At 36.2% G+C, this 16,397-nt stretch carries 21 protein-coding genes and 1 pseudogene; 7 read left to right on the top strand and 15 right to left on the bottom strand.

Features of this window, described 5'->3' with window-relative positions; all coding sequences use genetic code 11:
• On the top strand, window positions 1–736 hold a 736-nt coding region (locus H033_RS0103225), incomplete at its 5' end, for an IS4 family transposase (RefSeq protein ID WP_026837001.1).
• Window positions 737–1,185: 449 nt separating this feature from the next.
• On the opposite strand, the gene H033_RS0103220 is transcribed toward H033_RS0103225, so the two are convergent.
• The 3 genes from H033_RS0103220 to H033_RS21945 all read right to left on the bottom strand — a co-directional run bounded on the left by H033_RS0103220 (window position 1,186) and on the right by H033_RS21945 (window position 2,893).
• Entirely contained in the window at window positions 1,186–1,917 is a 732-nt protein-coding gene (locus H033_RS0103220) for a carotenoid biosynthesis protein (protein WP_196809412.1), read from the bottom strand.
• A gap of 332 nt (window positions 1,918–2,249) precedes the next feature.
• Window positions 2,250–2,474: an ATP-binding protein gene (locus H033_RS21950; RefSeq protein WP_316928619.1), complete on the bottom strand. Its 225-nt coding sequence runs from the start codon at window positions 2,472–2,474 to the stop codon at window positions 2,250–2,252.
• Window positions 2,475–2,677: 203 nt separating this feature from the next.
• Window positions 2,678–2,893 (bottom strand): hypothetical protein, encoded by a 216-nt coding sequence (locus H033_RS21945; RefSeq protein ID WP_231367536.1) that lies wholly within the window; start codon window positions 2,891–2,893, stop codon window positions 2,678–2,680.
• A gap of 194 nt (window positions 2,894–3,087) precedes the next feature.
• Between H033_RS21945 and H033_RS0103205 the strand changes: the two genes are divergently transcribed.
• A complete protein-coding gene (locus H033_RS0103205) occupies window positions 3,088–4,098 on the top strand; it encodes a DDE-type integrase/transposase/recombinase (protein ID WP_026837005.1) in 1,011 nt (336 codons plus the stop codon).
• Here the strand turns inward: H033_RS0103205 and H033_RS19435 are convergent.
• The 7 genes and pseudogenes from H033_RS19435 to H033_RS22440 form a co-directional block, all read right to left on the bottom strand.
• Window positions 4,084–4,560, bottom strand: a complete 477-nt coding sequence (locus tag H033_RS19435) for a hypothetical protein (protein ID WP_231367535.1) — start codon at window positions 4,558–4,560, stop codon at window positions 4,084–4,086. The two genes, H033_RS0103205 and H033_RS19435, sit on opposite strands and share 15 nt — an antisense overlap.
• A gap of 517 nt (window positions 4,561–5,077) precedes the next feature.
• Window positions 5,078–5,515, bottom strand: coding sequence for a DUF6624 domain-containing protein (locus tag H033_RS0103195; RefSeq protein ID WP_155827694.1), 438 nt, complete (start codon window positions 5,513–5,515; stop codon window positions 5,078–5,080).
• A 149-nt stretch (window positions 5,516–5,664) separates the two neighbouring features.
• Window positions 5,665–6,172, bottom strand: a pseudogene (locus H033_RS21760) (aquaporin).
• 202 nt (window positions 6,173–6,374) lie between these two features.
• A complete protein-coding gene (locus H033_RS0103185) occupies window positions 6,375–6,773 on the bottom strand; it encodes a GlcG/HbpS family heme-binding protein (RefSeq protein ID WP_026836995.1) in 399 nt (132 codons plus the stop codon).
• 102 nt (window positions 6,774–6,875) lie between these two features.
• Entirely contained in the window at window positions 6,876–8,066 is a 1,191-nt protein-coding gene (fdhA, locus tag H033_RS0103180) for a formaldehyde dehydrogenase, glutathione-independent (protein WP_026836994.1), read from the bottom strand.
• Window positions 8,067–8,262: 196 nt separating this feature from the next.
• Window positions 8,263–8,484, bottom strand: coding sequence for a helix-turn-helix domain-containing protein (locus H033_RS22355; RefSeq protein ID WP_026836993.1), 222 nt, complete (start codon window positions 8,482–8,484; stop codon window positions 8,263–8,265).
• 18 nt (window positions 8,485–8,502) lie between these two features.
• On the bottom strand, window positions 8,503–8,769 hold the full coding sequence (locus H033_RS22440; RefSeq protein ID WP_410503515.1) for a hypothetical protein: 267 nt from the start codon (window positions 8,767–8,769) through the stop codon (window positions 8,503–8,505).
• Between the two features lie 628 nt (window positions 8,770–9,397).
• Here H033_RS22440 and H033_RS21935 point away from each other — a divergent pair.
• Genes H033_RS21935 through H033_RS0103160 form a run of 3 tightly spaced genes read left to right on the top strand, consistent with a single transcriptional unit; the run spans window position 9,398 to window position 11,362 of the window.
• On the top strand, window positions 9,398–9,682 hold the full coding sequence (locus H033_RS21935) for a phage integrase N-terminal SAM-like domain-containing protein (protein WP_231367534.1): 285 nt from the start codon (window positions 9,398–9,400) through the stop codon (window positions 9,680–9,682).
• Window positions 9,636–10,241 carry a tyrosine-type recombinase/integrase gene (locus tag H033_RS19420; protein WP_231367533.1) on the top strand — a complete coding sequence of 202 codons (606 nt, stop codon included), beginning with the start codon at window positions 9,636–9,638 and terminating at the stop codon, window positions 10,239–10,241. Before H033_RS21935 ends, H033_RS19420 begins: the two co-directional genes overlap by 47 nt.
• The gene (locus H033_RS0103160) at window positions 10,241–11,362 is read left to right on the top strand and encodes an IS91 family transposase (RefSeq protein ID WP_026836992.1); all 1,122 of its coding nucleotides are present in this window, start codon (window positions 10,241–10,243) and stop codon (window positions 11,360–11,362) included. Before H033_RS19420 ends, H033_RS0103160 begins: the two co-directional genes overlap by 1 nt.
• Before the next feature lie 304 nt (window positions 11,363–11,666).
• Here the strand turns inward: H033_RS0103160 and H033_RS0103155 are convergent, their stop codons facing one another.
• The 4 genes from H033_RS0103155 to H033_RS0103140 form a co-directional block, all read right to left on the bottom strand.
• Window positions 11,667–12,191 carry a hypothetical protein gene (locus tag H033_RS0103155; RefSeq protein WP_155827691.1) on the bottom strand — a complete coding sequence of 175 codons (525 nt, stop codon included), beginning with the start codon at window positions 12,189–12,191 and terminating at the stop codon, window positions 11,667–11,669.
• Between the two features lie 203 nt (window positions 12,192–12,394).
• Window positions 12,395–13,222, bottom strand: a complete 828-nt coding sequence (locus H033_RS0103150) for an IS3 family transposase (RefSeq protein ID WP_026836979.1) — start codon at window positions 13,220–13,222, stop codon at window positions 12,395–12,397.
• Window positions 13,223–13,245: 23 nt separating this feature from the next.
• Window positions 13,246–13,629 carry a helix-turn-helix domain-containing protein gene (locus tag H033_RS19415; RefSeq protein WP_034886061.1) on the bottom strand — a complete coding sequence of 128 codons (384 nt, stop codon included), beginning with the start codon at window positions 13,627–13,629 and terminating at the stop codon, window positions 13,246–13,248.
• 226 nt (window positions 13,630–13,855) lie between these two features.
• Complete coding sequence (locus tag H033_RS0103140; RefSeq protein ID WP_196809410.1) at window positions 13,856–14,095, bottom strand: hypothetical protein; 240 nt, start codon at window positions 14,093–14,095, stop codon at window positions 13,856–13,858.
• A 102-nt stretch (window positions 14,096–14,197) separates the two neighbouring features.
• Between H033_RS0103140 and H033_RS0103135 the strand changes: the two genes are divergently transcribed.
• A complete protein-coding gene (locus H033_RS0103135) occupies window positions 14,198–14,509 on the top strand; it encodes a transposase (protein ID WP_026836989.1) in 312 nt (103 codons plus the stop codon).
• Window positions 14,510–14,517: 8 nt separating this feature from the next.
• On the top strand, window positions 14,518–15,405 hold the full coding sequence (locus tag H033_RS0103130; protein WP_155827685.1) for an IS3 family transposase: 888 nt from the start codon (window positions 14,518–14,520) through the stop codon (window positions 15,403–15,405).
• 227 nt (window positions 15,406–15,632) lie between these two features.
• On the opposite strand, the gene H033_RS0103125 is transcribed toward H033_RS0103130, so the two are convergent.
• Window positions 15,633–16,316 (bottom strand): glycohydrolase toxin TNT-related protein, encoded by a 684-nt coding sequence (locus tag H033_RS0103125; RefSeq protein WP_026836987.1) that lies wholly within the window; start codon window positions 16,314–16,316, stop codon window positions 15,633–15,635.
• Window positions 16,317–16,397: the final 81 nt, after the last annotated feature.

Below are 16,397 nucleotides of genomic sequence, written 5' to 3'. Positions count from 1 at the left end.
AAAATTATTCAGTTGCCTGGAAGATCAACCCTGCCAAGGGTTTTATGAGGTACAGGTGGATGCCTGTGCAAAGACCAAAAGAAAAAAAAGGACGGCAAAAATTGAAATCAGATATAAAGAGGTGGAACTCAAAAGAACCAGCGCAACGAGCAAAGGAGTGGCATCCAGCATAAAACTATATCTGATAGAGGCTAAAGAGGCGGACTATACTGGCCCCGATAAAATATGCTGGAGGCTATTGACAACCTTGCCTATACAGACAATAGAAATGGCAGAAATGTGCGTGGAATGGTATAAGTGGAGATGGACGATAGAAGAGGTGTTCAAAATATTAAAAAAAGAGGGATACAATGTTGAGGCGTCAGAGCTGGAGTATGGGTCATCGGTAAGAAAACTAAGCTTATTGATAATGGAGGTCGTCATCAAACTGTTCCTAATGCGGCTAGCGTATGCAGAACCAGAAAGAGAGATGAGCGCCGATAGCTGTTTTACAGAAGAAGAGCAAGAGTTTTTAGAGCACCAAATAAAAAGTCTGGAAGGTAAAACAGAGAAACAAAAAAACCACTATAAGAAAAAAGAGCTAAAAAGATATGTTTGGGCGATAGCTAGACTTGGTGGTTGGAAAGGGTATGAAAGCAAAAGACATCCAGGTATAACAACCCTATGGATAGGATTGAAATATTTTAAAGCCGCAATGGAAGGGTGGACCATTCATAAAGATATGTCCACACGATAGGAACCATCGGGACATACCTCGTGGGCCCGCCCATACCGTTCGGGCGGGCTTGCCCCGAGCTTCTTGATTTCTTTCACTTTTTTGAGGTTCAAATTCAACTTTTGGATAAACTTCATTTTTTATTTCTATTTCAGACTTCCCAATGATTTTAATTTGAGCTACATTTAGGTGTTGAACTTAGAATATCATAGTTCTGTTGCGCTATTGTGTGATAACAATTGTATACACGTAAACTTACATATAATTCACTTAATCAATTGTGAACCTTTGTATTCAATTAAATAATCTACCAAATAAATGTTCTGAGTGACCAGTATTTTTTTAGCAACTGTTTATATAATTTTCTCACTAACTAATAGAATTTCGCAATTACTTTTGTAATTGAAAAAATCCCAAAACTTTTGTGAAAGCTTATAGAACTCTCATAGAAGTAGTTACAAATGAGAGTTTTAGTCGTTTTGTGAAGTTGTAGCGTTAATTTTAAATAATGCTTGTATAATAATATTCCCCAAGATTATTCCGATAATCGTAGGTAACCATAATTCATAGCCTGCGTTAACTCCGGTCCATAGGAAGATTGAGAGGAGAAGGGAAAGAGAGCCAATCCAGAGGTACTTCGAAATCGCCACGTTACCGTTCACAATGACAGGTTTCAAAACCAATTTCAAAATAAAATATGCAATTGTTCCTGAAATAATCCAGCCAATAAAATTTTGTAGAGGTACGTCGAACCATAATCCACCATTGGTGTATTCCCATAGTCCGCGTGCAACGGCTCCAGGGTCCAAGATAACATCTGTGCCAATAAGAATTCCAAGGTACGCCAGAAATCGTGTCCAGTGATGCTTAAACCATTTTTGTGCTAGTAACCAGGCACCAAAAACTAGCGGACTCCAAGCAATAAATACGGTCCAGGGGGTTGTTCCCAGTAACTGATAACCAAACGGCATCGTATATTCAAAAGGTGAATAAGGGAATCCTGTATGAATCCCAATTGATTCTATAATTAAGGCAAATACCCCCAAGGCCATAATTGCTGCAATTCCTCGTATACTATATATTTTCCAAATGCCGTAAAATGCCGGCATAGAAATTATACAAACGGCAATAATGGATCCAGTTTCTACAAACTGTTCTGATGGAACAGAACTCATCATAAAACCAATGATGAAAAAGAGCATCGATAAAGCGATTAGAATTATTTTCTTAATATCCATATTTTTAATAAATGTTTTCTAGAATGCTTGACCATTTAGTTTTTCAATTTCTTTACCCTTGACTCTTTAGATAGATATTCTTTTAAATAAATCAGATTTGTAAATCCTCCCATTACATTTCTTCAAATGCGTAGGAACGGTCTTGATCAAGGCAAGTAGGGCGGCGTAGGGATTTACCTTTGTCGGCGTAGTTGGTTTGTTAAATGGTATCTAAAATATCACTTTTTACTCGATTGCCAGCTATTTGCTGGTAACCAATGTTGTAAACTGGCTTTTATCCCATGTATTTTTATGAACTAAATATTTTCTATTACAAAAGTTAATTTTGCACGTCTTTTTTCAGGTTCGTTGAACTGTTTAATTAACTTAACTGTAAAAGTTGTACCAGTTTTTTCATCACTAATAAGATTAATATCTCCACCGTGAGCCTCAGCAACAATTTGTGTTAACGTCAAGCCCATTCCCCAACTTCCCAAAACCGAATTTTTATCTTTTTTATCTGTACCCATAAATTTAAAAATCTGTTCCTGCTTTGCTTCAGGAATTGGTTTTCCATAATTATTAACTTTTATTTAGACAGCTTCTTTTTCATCAATTATGGAAATAGTGATTGGTTTTTTCTTATCTCCATATTTAACAGCGTTACCAATGAGGTTTTTAAGTAATCTTTTAATCGCAGTACTGTCAAAAATCCCTTCTATTTTCTCAACCTTACAATCTGATTTTATATCATTAGTATAAACCTCCTACTTTCGGCGTGAACCCATTTAATATCTTTTAGTAAATCCGTATTCTCAAAATTTAACATCATCCCTTCGCCAGCTTTAATGGTTATTCCATCCATAAGTCCTTCAATTAAGCATAAAGCTTTCTTTACACCACGTTGAGCTGCTATTCTTGTTTTTTCAGCCCACTTTCCAGTCTTGTCCTGTTCCATCATTTCTAAAGATAATTGGGCAGCCGAAAGTGGATTGCGAATGTCGTGTGAAAGAGTACCTGTAAAGTTTCACTACAATGTTGATGGCATTTCATCCCTTTCGGGGTTTTCTTTGAAGGCGTAGCCGAAAAAGAAAACCCCGAAAGGGTCAGATAAAAAAGTTGATTATTTTTGTTTTACCACAAATAAAAATAATTATGCAACAAATCTATCATTTCAATGCCACTACGAATATAAATATTCGTACCCAAATTCAAACCAATTCTGCTACAAATTCCGAATTGGCATCAAGGTTCAACGTTTCCAAACAAACTATTTCAAAATGGAAAAACAGGGATTTCGTCCAAGATGTTTCCTGTGCGCCCCATAACATTATATATGCTTTGACCGATTTGGAAAAAGCGCTTGCCATAAGTTTGAGGAGTTCCACGTGGCTACCCATTGATGAGGTCTGGGAATCTTTGTTGGAGGGTAACCCGGCAATTTCAAGAAGTTCTGTCTACCGTTGTTTTGTGAAGGAAAACATCAATAAAGTACCTCAGGAAAAGAGGGATATTGCCAAAAAATTCAAAGCCTACAAACCAGGGTACCTAAATATAGATGTAACCTATTTGCCCAAATTCGAAGGGCAGTCATATTATTTATTTGTGGCAATAGATAGGGCCACCAGGACTATGTTCTATGAGGTCTATGAAAACAAAAAGGCTGAGAGCACAGAAGATTTCATGGACAAATGCCTGGATTTCTTTCCGGTCCATATCAGTCATATCTTAACCGATAATGGACTTGAATTCACCAACAGGCTTATTATGTCCAAAAAAGGAAAACTTTGTGACAAGCCTTCTAAAATGGATGTGAAATGCATGAAGAACAACATTGAACATAGGCTTACAAAACCAGCAACACCAAAAACGAACGGTATGGTGGAAAGAGCCAACGGAACGATTAAAAACAATACCATCCTAAAAATAAAATATCAAAACAAACAGCAGATGGGGAAGGATATGATGGAGTTCCTGTGCTACTATAATTTGTACAGGAGGCATGGTTCTTTGAGAAAAGAACTTAATGTGAAAACTCCTTTTCAAGCAGTTGAAAAATGGTACAAAATAGAACCTGAATTATTTAAAACAACACCCAATGAATTTAAAAATAAAATCCTAAGTTTACAATCTGATCTTAATCAACTTCCATCAACAACCTTGTGAAACTCGACAAGTACCAATTAATTTTTCCTGCATATCCTGTATGGAACGTGAAAATGAGCCTACGGATTTTAGTATCGAGGTTTCGATGACATATTTGAGCAAATCCGAAACATTTTCATTATAACCATTGTGGGATATGAGGAATTCACTCAGTGTACGGTGAAAAATTATATATTCGTGTACAACCTGTTCAACAGTATAATAGGCTGTAATTGACCGTTGCTTGCCGTGGTCTTCAATGCTTTTAAAGATTTCTTTGTATTTTTTATCCTTACTAACATCCTTCAATTTATCAAATCGAATCATTAGTTTAGCGATATCGTATATGAGAATAGGAAGATGGTTGTATAAAGCAATTGAGTCAGATTTTTTACTTGCTATGACTTCTTGCACAACTTGGTTCTTCCAAATTTTCATAATTTCTGCATTGTTTTCTCGAAGAATTCTCGCTGTTTCAAACATTATAGCAAAGTCTTTTTCAAATTTAACATTTTAATGCGGATAAAGTTCTAAACAATTATTCGATTTAAATTCTAAATCTAATGTATAATACAATGACGAATGTTTCTTTGAAGCTTGTGCAACGGTCTTGGTTAAAGCAAGTAGCGCGGGTAGGGACGCGAACTTGTCGGCTTTGGTGGTTGTTAATTGGTCTCTAAATAATACTTTTCACTCAAATGCCCACTATTTAGGCTTAACCGATGTTACCTGCTGGCGCTATACTTCAATTATATTGTTAATCAGTTTTATAAAGCGTAGGTGCGTTCAAACCTTTTTCTTGAAAAATCGTTTTATTCACTCTGTAATGCATTTCAGACATTCTATTTAAATATTTTTCAATAGGATCTAACCCAATTTCATTCCTTCTTTTATTGACATTTATGCTGTCTATTAATTCCCTTGGAAATGCCTGACAAATTTCCCAATTGTAAGCTACTTGAGTTCCATAGACTTGTTTTTGTCCGGTATTTAATTTTACTCAATCAATTAATAGTCCGAAGCTCGCTGGATCTGCATTATCATTTAAAACTTCAAATTTCATTTTTTTTAAAATCTTTTTTTGAAATTCTGGGTTATTGTCAGCATGTTGAACAACTAACCAAAAACTTTGAGAACCACGTTCTCCGACCAAATCATATCCTACATAACCGTATTGGTCGAAAATCTCTGTTATACGTTTCTGATTTTTTTTGTGAAGGCTATCCTTATTTGTTTTCCATTCTTGTTCAGATAATTTTTCATAATCACCACGAGCTATGTCTGCGGCGAATTGGTCAGTCTCGCGTATTTCTTCTAATTCATTAGCTAAATTTTGGTTGAACTTGTTTTCTTCCTCAACCACCAAGGAATTTGTTTTTTCTTCTTTACAACTCATTGTCAGAATTATAAATAAGAGAATATAATAAATATTTTTCATACAGAATTTTTTTGAAAGCTTGCAGGCAACGTTAATGTTTATGTGTGGTTGCGAGTAAATAAGCACGAACCTTTCGGATTAGAAAGGACTTTGAATATATGAAAAAGCCATTGAATTACACACCTTGCAACAATTTTTTATATACGGTGTTACCTGCTGACTTTATTCCGTTTTGCTAATGATTTCCATATTATCATTGCTAAAATCGCACTTAATATTGGTGGAGAAATATAAATCCAAAGTGCTGTAATGTTTCCGGATACAATTGCAGTTGCAATTCTTCTTACAGGATTAAATGAACCTTTAAAAATGGGACCTGCAAATAGAATAAGCCCTTTAAAGACTAATCCGATTATGAGTCCTGCAATATTGGATTTTTTTTTAGATGCTACACCCAAAATGGTAAGCATTAAATAGAACGTCAATATAAATTCTATTATGAAGGATTGTAATAATTCGCCTGAGGGAATTGTAGCACCTAAGGTTAGGTTTTCAGGAAACATGAATTTCAGCAATCTACTTGCCGCAAAAGCTCCAATGATTTGTTCAGAAATATAGAATAGAGCTTCTTTTTTGTTGTAATCTTTCCTTTAACGGTGCAATGGTGAAGGATGGTCTAATGTATGAGCCAGAAATATTTTCGAAAACATAAATCATTACACTTACTATTATTCCAAAAGCTAATGAAATTCCTATTTATCTTAAAGTTTCTTTGCTCAATTAAGATAATAGCTCATGTGCCACAAAAAAACCAATGTAAATGTGCCAATAAATTCAGCTGAATGTTTTTTCATAAAAATTTAAAATAAAAAGAGGATAATTAGTTTTAATTATCCTCTTTTTATTAATTAGTATATTATTAGATTGCTGATGCTCCAGCTTCTGCAACTGCGTGGTCATTTTCAACCGCACTTCCGCTTACTCCTATGGCTCCGATTATTTCGTCTTGTGCGTTTTTAATTGGAATTCCGCCAGGAAATGTAATTAATCCGTTGTTAGAATGTTCTATATTAAATAAAGAACCTCCAGGTTGCGATAATTCTCCCAGAAGGCCAGTATTCATATCAAAATAACGAGCAGTTTTTGCTTTTTTAGTTGCAATGTCAAGGGAGCCTAACCATGCGCCATCCATTCGTACGAGTGCAACTACGTTTGCTCCACCATCTACAACAACGATATTCATTTTAGTATCTATTTCGGTAGATTTTTGTTTTGCTGCTGCGATTACTTTTTCTGCTTGTGCTAATGTAATGTTCATAATTTATGTTTTAATATTGTTTTTATTTTAATACAAATGTAAAATGAGAATTTATTAATTCAATTACTATAATAGTCCAGTAACTTATGATAAAGGGTCAAACTATTTAGCTATCATACCGTGTGGGTCGATAACGAACTTTTTGGCGACTCCCGTGTCAAATTGTTCATACCCCCTAGGTGCATCTTGTAGACTTATCACTTCCGCATTTACGGCTTTGGCGATATCTACTTTATCGTGCAATATGGCATTCATTAATTGTCTGTTATATTTCATTGTAGGAGTTTGTCCTGTATGGAAAGAATGGGATTTGGCCCATCCCAATCCAAATCGAATTTTCAGACTTCCTTGTTTTGCGGCCTCTTCTTTGGCTCCTGGATCTTCGGTCACATATAGACCTGGAATTCCGATAGATCCACCAGCTTTAGTAATCGCCATAGCTTGGTTTAATACAATGGCAGGCATTTCTTTCCCTGCGGTGGCGCCGTGACCATTGGCTTCGAAACCTACACAGTCAACGAAGCAATCGACTTCGGGGATCCCGACAATCATAGCTATTTGCTCTTCTACAGGAATCCCGTTGGTTAAGTCAATGGTTTCACAACCAAAACTTCTGGCATGGGCAAGACGTTCTTTATTCATATCGCCTACTATCACCACGGCTGCACCTAATAATTGGCAGCTTGAGGCACAAGCGAGACCTACTGGTCCTGCACCTGCAATATAAACAACTGAACCAGCAGTTACACCTGCCATGACCGCTCCATGAAATCCTGTCGGAAAAATATCAGTAAGCATGGTCAGATCCAATATCTTTTCCATTGCTTGATCCTTATCGGGAAATTTTAATAAGTTAAAATCAGCATAAGGTATCATTACATATTCGGCTTGGCCTCCAATCCAGCCACCCATATCGACATATCCATAAGCGCCTCCTGGTCGATCTCCGTTAACATTTAAACAAATATTCGTTAGTCCCTTTTTACAATTTACACAACGACCACAAGCAACATTAAAGGGAACGGAAACCAAGTCTCCTTTTTTGATAAATTCAACGTCCCGTCCGCATTCTATGACCTCTCCTGTGATTTCATGCCCTAGAATTAAGCCCTTTTCGGCAGTGGTTCTTCCCCTTACCATGTGTTGATCTGAACCACAAATATTACTGGCCACTATTTTTAAGATAACACCGTGTTCACATTTTCGATCTCCCAAAGCCAGTTTGGGATAGTCTATTTCCATTAATTCTACTTCTCCTGTACCTTTATAGGCGATTCCATGATTTTTGCACATAATATTCTGATTTTAATGAAATTAATAAATATTTTCAACTGAATTGAGTTTACAATTTATGCTATTTTTTTGGTTAACGTTTATGAAAAAAGGTCAATAATTTGTGAAAAAAGGTCAAGCAACCCATGTTTAGGAAGCTTTATAAGTGAAGTTAATCTTATTTAACTGATAATGAATAAAATACAGAAAATAAAAGCTATAATGAAGCCTCTTTTGGGCTAAAACCAAATTTATTTTTAAAGGCAGTACTAAAATTTGAAAGGTTATTATACTCAAAATCTAAATAAATGTCTGACGGTTTTGAATCTCCTTGTTCCAAAATTTCCTTTGATTTTTGAAGCCGTTTATCCTGCAGCCATTTTCTTGGAGACACATTATATTCTTTAATGAAATGTCGATTAAAGGTTGATAGGCTCATTTAGCATAAGAATGCAATTTACTCTAGCTTTAAGTTTGAATCTATTTGACTTTCAACAATCTTTTTAAATTGTGACTTTTCCTTAACTATTAAAGAATGTAAATAGATTTCAAACTTTCTTCCATATTTCTGTAGAAGATAAAGCATCAATTCTTCAAATTTTACAGCAAGTAAATTCTCCATAAAAACTGTTGGTCCCTCACTAATTGTGGATAAAGAATTTAAATATGAAATGATATATGCGTCATTTCTGATGATGAAATAAGGTGATCCATCTTTTGCAATGTATTGATATTCAATATTTTTATCTAAAAAATTCTTAAGCTTTTTATCTAAAAAAAGAAGAGTTTACAATAATAAGTCGCATTTGTATCCAACAGTTCGGTCCAAAGCCAATTTCCTTTTTTAAGCCATAGCGATTAGTCTTTATTTACTGCAACTGCTATTCCAGTAAAATGGACTTGTTTTTTTCCAACTTGTAAAAAGCTAAACATATTCATACCTTAATTGACCTTGCTTTTAACAACATCATTGGAAATTTTAAAATCATAAACGAATAAATCAGGACTTTCTTTTTTTACTTAATATAGACTTCAGGTATGTTTTCTATTGGCATCTGGATTTTTTTTCAGCTTGCAGGTAACGATGATTTGTATGAGCCGTTGCGTGTCTCACACACGAACCATTAAAAGCACGAAACTCCGCTGGAAAATTCTTGGGAATTTTCCAGATAAGCACAGACCCAGCAATGGCTTATACACAATGTTGAACTAAACCTAAAGGTAGCTTCAAGCAATCGGTCGACTACTATTCACTACCTTTAAGTAGGTATTAATATTAATATTTAAAGTTATGAAAAAAAAGTAGTACCCTTATTGAGAGGGCCTGTATTTCTTTACCAGAATTTGAGGTATTGTATCGCAAATTAAAACGGTCTATTGAACTCTCCGGCAAAAGCCAAAGTACCCTTACCAATTATGCCCGCTGCCTCGCGCACCTTTCTCTCCATTTTAAATGTAGTCCTCTGGACCTTGACGAGGAACAAATTCTGGATTACCTGCATGTTTTAAAATCACAGCACAAAACACCATCAGACAGTTTCTTTAAGCATACGGTTTACGGCCTTAGGTATAGCCTACCGTGTCCGCGGCATGAAAGAGATGCGGGTGGCGCTTCCATCTATTGCACGACCAAATAAACTTCCGGTGGTATTGAGCAGAAGCGAGGTGAGGCAACTCCTTAAAACCCCGAGACTACTCAAACATCTGTTGGTCCTTGCAATGCTCTATGGCTGTGGTCTTCGCTGTTTCGAACTTGGCAACCTTCAGCTCAAAGATCTGGATTTTGACCGCAGGATGCTCCACATCCGCCAAGGTAAAGGCCGCAAAGACCGCTATGTTCCTTTATCCGGAATGCAGATTCGGGGTCTGAAAAAGTACATCGCAGCAGAAAACCCTTCGACCTGGTGGTTTAATGACTATGACAGGAAAAATAATCCCACTGCCTTGTCCACAAGAGGAGTCCAGTGGATCGTACGAGAGGCACGTAAACACAGCGGGATCAAAAAGGAAGTCACTAGCCACAGCCTTCGGCACAGCTATGCAACACACCTTTTGGAAATGGGACTGGATATCATTACTGTGAAGGATCTTTTAGGGCACGCAGATATCCAAACCACCTTAACTTACCTTCACGTGGCACAACTAGGTAGACAAAAGCCATTCAGTCCGCTGGAGCGGCTGTATAATCAAAAGTAATGGCATCCGCTACTCATGAAGTAGCACAGGTGTTAGAACGTAATAAGGAAGTTTTAGCTGATTATTGTGCCAACAGCTGGCAGCTAAGAACCCTGCACGCAGTTCGCAAATGCCGGACTGCTGCTTTGGGAGGTCATATTGACTGCTGTAATAATCCTTCTTGCCGGCGTTTGCACCTTAGCTACAATAGCTGCCGTAACCGACATTGTCCCAAGTGCCAGGGACACAAAAAGGAAACCTGGATAAGGGCCAGGGAAGAAGAACTCCTAAAGGTTCCTTACTTCCACGTGGTCTTTACCCTTCCCTGTGAGCTTAACCGGATATGCCTGTATGAACCAAAACTTGTATATAACTTGCTGTTTAAAACAGCCTGGCAAGTAATAAAAGGTTTTTCTGCAAATCCAAAGTTCTTGGGAGCCAATTCCGGTATGATTGCTATCCTGCATACTTGGGGACAAAACCTCTCGCTTCACCCGCACCTGCATTGTATTGTTCCAGGTGGTGGCATTGCCAAATCTGGCAAATGGAAGTTAGCCAAAAGCAAAGGAAAGTACCTGTTCCCGGTAAAAGCCATGAGCAAAGTGTTTAGGGCACAATTTGTGGCGGAACTGCGTAAGGAGCTGGGAACACAACAAGCCACTGCATTTTATGAGAACTTATTCAAAAACGAGTGGGTAGTATTTTGCAAACGTCCTTTTTTATGCCCTTCGCAGGTCGTGGAATATCTGGGACGTTACACGCACAAGATCGCCATCAGCAACCATCGCATAAAAGAGGCACAGGATAATACCGTAACTTTTTCGGTAAAGGACTATCGACACGGTGGAAAAAAATCAATACTCAAATTGACCGATGTCGAATTCATTAGGCGTTTTTCGCTTCATATACTACCCAAAGGCTTCGTGCGTATACGCCATTACGGGATCCTGAGCAGCTATCATAAAAGAATCAGCATTCCTGAGCTACAGGAAAGTCTTGGTAAAATCGATCTTCCAGAGAGACCACCTCTTCAGCATAACGTATGTCCTTATTGTAAAAAGGGAAAGTTAGAAATCATTGTGCTTTTTGGAGTGCGTGGACCACCGGAAGGCTGGAAGAATAAATTAGAAAAACAGAAATAAGTCCCCTTCGAAACACTATATACATGGTGTAACAGATCAGTAATGCTCAAAAACGAAAAAACATATGCAAATCAACGACTGGATTACTTGAGGAACACTAAAGAATAAAGTAAAAGCAGTAGAAAAGGAAGAAACTATTAAGCAGAAAAGATAATCAACTTCCAAATTACCGAATAGCAACTCTCCAAATTAGACTAATACCCATAGTAGACAATCGGCAAAAAACCGGTTCAGTCAACATTGCTTTCATGTTAGGCCGTACCGGCCACACGAAAGCTTAGTTATTGTAAGCAGTTGTTTTGTTTCATTTATTCTTCTCTCGATATTCAATTGGAGTCCAACATCTCATATACATACTTTCAATTTTTCCGTTTGGATAATAAACAGAATAGAAAGTTTGATCGCCATCAGAACAGTCCTCATTTCCATATAGTTTTGGATTTTTATTCCAATCTTTTTTAATTTCTAATTTTTCATAAAGTTCTTTAATGTCATCATAACTTCCGTTTGAATTTTCCAAATCAGATAAATTTTTATATTCAATTTTCTCGATATATTTTTTATTTTTTGAATCAAATTTATAGTTTACTAAAACTCCATCTACAAAAATATTCACATAAGAAGCTACACATCCGAAGCAGATATATGAATAGCTTTCAGTTAACAAAATGGGTTTATTTGGGTATTTGGTTTTCAATTCAGTTAGTTTTTGTAGATATGAATCTCTAAACTTCAATTGAACTTTTAATTCTGGATTTACAGTATTTGAAGATTCAAATGGTGAATTTTTAACACTTTCTAAGTGTGCAGTATTAATCTCTCGATTCAAAACCGAGATTTTGTTCGTGGAACATCCGATCAGAGTCAGAAAACTTAAAGTCAATATTCTTAGTTGAATTTTTTGTCTTGTCCTGAAATAGGTTGACCTTTTTTGTGTTAAAGGTTTTCATTTATAAATATCGTTTTTCTTCACGGAACATTGACAACTTCTTCAAAATTTTTCCTTCGGTTTTGAAAAAGTTGCCAACATTCCTAGGCCATTTTCTTTTTATAGGATTTGTATTTTATTGTATTGTACTTTTTGTGGATATGATCTGGTGTTTCCAGGCCAAGGCTCCAATGCAGTCTTTGCCCGTTATATACCTGAACTGCCTGCTTCATGATCTGTCTTGCTATGATGACGTTCTTGATTGTTTTCTTTAGTCCGAACTCATATTTGAGTATTCCGTTTATCCTTTCTGCAACTGCATTTTCGTAGGGGTCGTATTGTTGAGTTGTACTTAATACAAAATTGTTCTTGTCGGCAAATTCCGTGAACTCCGGACAGCAATACTGTATTCCCCTATCTGAATGGTGTATGATGCTCATATGTTTGAATTTCAGGTTCTTGATTGCCATGTCCAAGGCCTGCACGACCAATGTTGCCCTCATGTTGTCGTCGAGTGCCCATCCCATCAGTTTTTTGGAATATGCATCTGTTACCAGAGCCAGATAGGCGTGTCCATCATCAGTCTTTATATAGGTGATATCGCTTACGAATACTTGTTCACTGTGCGAGATTTCCATATCCTTTATTAGGTTTGGTGATTTATAGAATAAGTGTTTTGAGTCTGTTGTAATGTGGTAACGTTTGGTCTTCTTGACCAGCATTCCATAACTTCTTAGCAGGTCGAAGAGCGCGTCCCTGCCCATTTTTACATTTTGCTCCATAATCCCTTTTTTGATGTACTTGACCAGTTTTCTGGTGCCTGCCTTTGCGTGTGTTTTTCTTTCTTTACGTACAAGTTCCAGGACTATTTCGTCCCTTTTCTCTTTGGTATAATTTGCTTTGATTCTTTTGTAATAAGCCTGTTTGCTTATCCCGAGGCATTGATAGAGCCATTTTATTTTGAAAGGCTTTGTTTCTTTTTCTCTATCTCTTTTGCTAATGCTTCGGGCAAGTACTTTTTTGAAAGGTGCTCCCCGGTAATATTTTCAAAATCGGCAATGACATCTTGTTGAAATTCTTTTACAAACTCCAGTTCTTCAATACGTTGCTTCAATTTTTTGATCTGATCGTTCTTGCTCATACTCATGGATTTATTCTCGAAGTTACTCAATTTCTTAATCCAGTATTCAATGGAACTTCGAGAAATGTTATACTTGTTTGAAGCATGATTTACGGAGATCTGTCCGTTAGCTATTTCATCAATTATCGAAAGTTTCATGTCGAAACTAACTTTTTGATACTTCTTTTTTCGGCAGGTGCCATTCTTTGGTGTTTCCATAGGTGACTAAAAGTGTTTAATTTTTGGTCAACCTATTTTAGGACGAGGCATTTCTCACAATTGCTTACAACGGTCTTGGTTAAGGCAAGTGGCGTGGAGTAGGGACACGTTCTTGTCGGTTTTGTTGTTTGTTTCTTGGTCTCTAAAATATAACTTTTTGTTCAAATACCCGCTATTTGCGCTTAACCGATGTTGTGGAGCGTTATAAGTTCTGAATTGATATTCATTAACTCTCAACACTAATTTCGTTTAGGTTTTCTACATTCAAAATATCATTTATCGTGTCATTTGGAGTCAGCCATATAATTCCTCCGATTCCTCCAATTATCAATATCCTCAACAGTGATTTATTGAAATCTGTGCTGTATTTCATAAAACCAATAATTCCTACAATAATTAGGATTGGAAGTCCAATTTCATTAAACGCATTCATTGGCCATCTCATTATGGAAAAAAGTATCCCCAAACATGTGAAACTTAATCCGAAACCTAATCCAATTGATCCGTATAGTTTAGCCCCCAATAAGTTCGGAGTGATATTTTAAATTTCAAATAATACCTTTGAGATATGAAATACAAGAAATGGAGTCTAGAAGAAAAGTTAGAAATCCTATCTTCTTCAGAAGAACTGGGCATTGTTGAAGCCTGCCGCAAATACAGTGTTAGTACTGGTACTTTTTATAGTTGGAAGAAGAAATATGACACCCAGGGAGAAGTAGGCTTAAAAATGACCTATGACATTCGTAGTAAAGAGTTAAAGCAGGCAGAAGAAGAAAATAGGATACTCCGGAAGTTGTTAAGTAACAAGGAGATCGAATTAGAAGTTCAACGAGAGCTTTTAAAAAAAAAGTTTGGGACGTCCGATCCAAGAAAAATTTAGTGGATGCTATGTTCTTAAAACACAACATTGGTAAAACCAAACTTATTGATATGGTAGGTATGGTCCACAGTAGTTATTATAGAAAACCCAGTGCTGCTAAAAAGGGAAATAGGCCAAGCGAATTCACCTATCACGACAATAAAGGTTTGGTTAGTCAATTTGCTGTTATTGAGTCCGTTAAATCAATATTAAGTCATCCATTTATAGATTGCGGTTACAGGCTTATGACTTCATATTTGAATCGGGATGGATATACAATAAATCATAAAAAGCTCTATAGAATAATGAAAGAAGCCAATCTATTGAAGTTGGACGACCGAATAGATAGGAGTGGTTCTGGCCGAAAATTTGTTAAGTTCAGAAAAGTTATCACTACAAAACCCTTTGATTGCCTAGAAATGGACATCAAGGTGGTTTGGATCCCCAGTGCTGGTAAAAATGCCTATTTGCTATCTTTAATAGACGTGCATACTCGTAGAATACTAAAAGACCTTTTTGCTTTTTCTATTAAACAAGATCAAGTGATAAAGTTGCTCTCAGAATTGTTTATGGCTTATCAATATCCTGATAGTGTTGTAATCAGAAGTGATAATGGAAGTCAATTTATAGCGAAAAATGTAAGGGAATACCTAGGATTGATAGGAGTAAGTCAAGAATTCACACACATAGCAACTCCCGAAGAAAATGCCCATATAGAAGCGTATCATGGAATTTTGAGGAAAGAAGTCTTTAAGAGGTTTGAGTATAGGACTTTCGGGGAAATAGAAAAAATCCTTAAAGAATACGTGCTATTCTACAACAACGAAAGGCTACACGGACTACTTGGTAGAATAACACCTATGGAAAAATGGAACGCAGATAAACACCTTATTTTAATAAAAAAATTAACCGCATAATTTTAACTAACGAAATTTAAAAGAATACTCTTGTTTTATAGGGGTCAAAACAATATGATTATTTGTTCGGATTTTTTAACTGCTGCATAACGGTCTTGGTTAAGGCAAGTGGCGTGGAGTAGGGACACGTTTTTGTCGGCTTAGTTGTTTGTTTCTTGGTCTCTAAAATAACACTTTTTAATCAAATGCCCGCTATTTGCGCTTAACCGATGTTGGGCATAGTATTTTTACTCCAATTTCGTTTTTTTTACGATATGTATTCCACCAATTTCATAAGCAACACTAATTGGTATAATTTTATCTTTTAAATAAAAATTTCCGTTTTGAAATGGTGTAATTCGTTCGTCAACTAAGAAAAAATATTCTTCTCGACTGGTTAATATATTTAGATTTTCATTTGTAAGTTCTATTTGATCAAAGTAATCAACAATTCCAAGTTCATTCAATTCAGGTATTGTCACTTTTTGAGAGTTCATTTCGCAAAAGTGTTTTTCTCCAAGACCTGGCATTCCAAACCAAGGTGCTGCTTGTGCAACTTGTAATGAAATTTTTGAGGTGTCATCGTTAAAAAGAAAATGTTTAATTTCAAAAGTCTCAAATTCTGGCGGTAATGATTTTTTCGGAAATGGTTCTTCTGCTCTCCAAAAGAACATCACTTTATTCCGCCAAGCTGGATCATTCCGATCTTCACAAATTAAATTAGTTGTCCAATAATGCATATAAAGATCACTTGTACGTAAAAGAATAGTTGATTTTTCAATCCCTTCTTTTTGTTCGTCTGTTAAAGATCTAATTATTCTGAATATAGATTCGTTGTCAACAGCAACAAATGTTTCTCCTTTGTTTAATTGAACACTTTCATTCTCAGCTTTAGATTCTTTTTTACCAAATAATTTGTCAAATATTCCCATCAAATAAAATTATTATGATTGTTTTTTGTCGTTCAAAATATTATGCCCAACGGTCTTGTTTAACGCAAGTGGCGTGGTGTA

Source organism: Gillisia sp. JM1, assembly GCF_000424645.1.
Classification (GTDB): domain Bacteria; phylum Bacteroidota; class Bacteroidia; order Flavobacteriales; family Flavobacteriaceae; genus Gillisia.
Note: the sequence above shows the minus strand (reverse complement) of the source record. Positions and strands in the feature narration are given on the sequence as shown.

Coding starts and splice junctions, on each gene's coding strand:
- H033_RS19420 (WP_231367533.1), top strand. CDS start 9,636: ATGAAAGAGATGCGGGTGGCGCTTCCATCTATTGCACGACCAAATAAA.
- fdhA (WP_026836994.1), bottom strand. CDS start 8,066: ATGTGCAAAAATCATGGAATCGCCTATAAAGGTACAGGAGAAGTAGAA.
- H033_RS0103220 (WP_196809412.1), bottom strand. CDS start 1,917: ATGCTCTTTTTCATCATTGGTTTTATGATGAGTTCTGTTCCATCAGAA.
- H033_RS0103125 (WP_026836987.1), bottom strand. CDS start 16,316: ATGGGAATATTTGACAAATTATTTGGTAAAAAAGAATCTAAAGCTGAG.
- H033_RS0103130 (WP_155827685.1), top strand. CDS start 14,518: ATGTTCTTAAAACACAACATTGGTAAAACCAAACTTATTGATATGGTA.
- H033_RS19435 (WP_231367535.1), bottom strand. CDS start 4,560: ATGTTTGAAACAGCGAGAATTCTTCGAGAAAACAATGCAGAAATTATG.
- H033_RS0103185 (WP_026836995.1), bottom strand. CDS start 6,773: ATGAACATTACATTAGCACAAGCAGAAAAAGTAATCGCAGCAGCAAAA.
- H033_RS19415 (WP_034886061.1), bottom strand. CDS start 13,629: ATGGAAACACCAAAGAATGGCACCTGCCGAAAAAAGAAGTATCAAAAA.
- H033_RS0103195 (WP_155827694.1), bottom strand. CDS start 5,515: ATGAAAAATATTTATTATATTCTCTTATTTATAATTCTGACAATGAGT.
- H033_RS0103160 (WP_026836992.1), top strand. CDS start 10,241: ATGGCATCCGCTACTCATGAAGTAGCACAGGTGTTAGAACGTAATAAG.
- H033_RS0103135 (WP_026836989.1), top strand. CDS start 14,198: ATGAAATACAAGAAATGGAGTCTAGAAGAAAAGTTAGAAATCCTATCT.
- H033_RS21945 (WP_231367536.1), bottom strand. CDS start 2,893: ATGATGGAACAGGACAAGACTGGAAAGTGGGCTGAAAAAACAAGAATA.
- H033_RS22355 (WP_026836993.1), bottom strand. CDS start 8,484: ATGAGCCTATCAACCTTTAATCGACATTTCATTAAAGAATATAATGTG.
- H033_RS0103205 (WP_026837005.1), top strand. CDS start 3,088: ATGCAACAAATCTATCATTTCAATGCCACTACGAATATAAATATTCGT.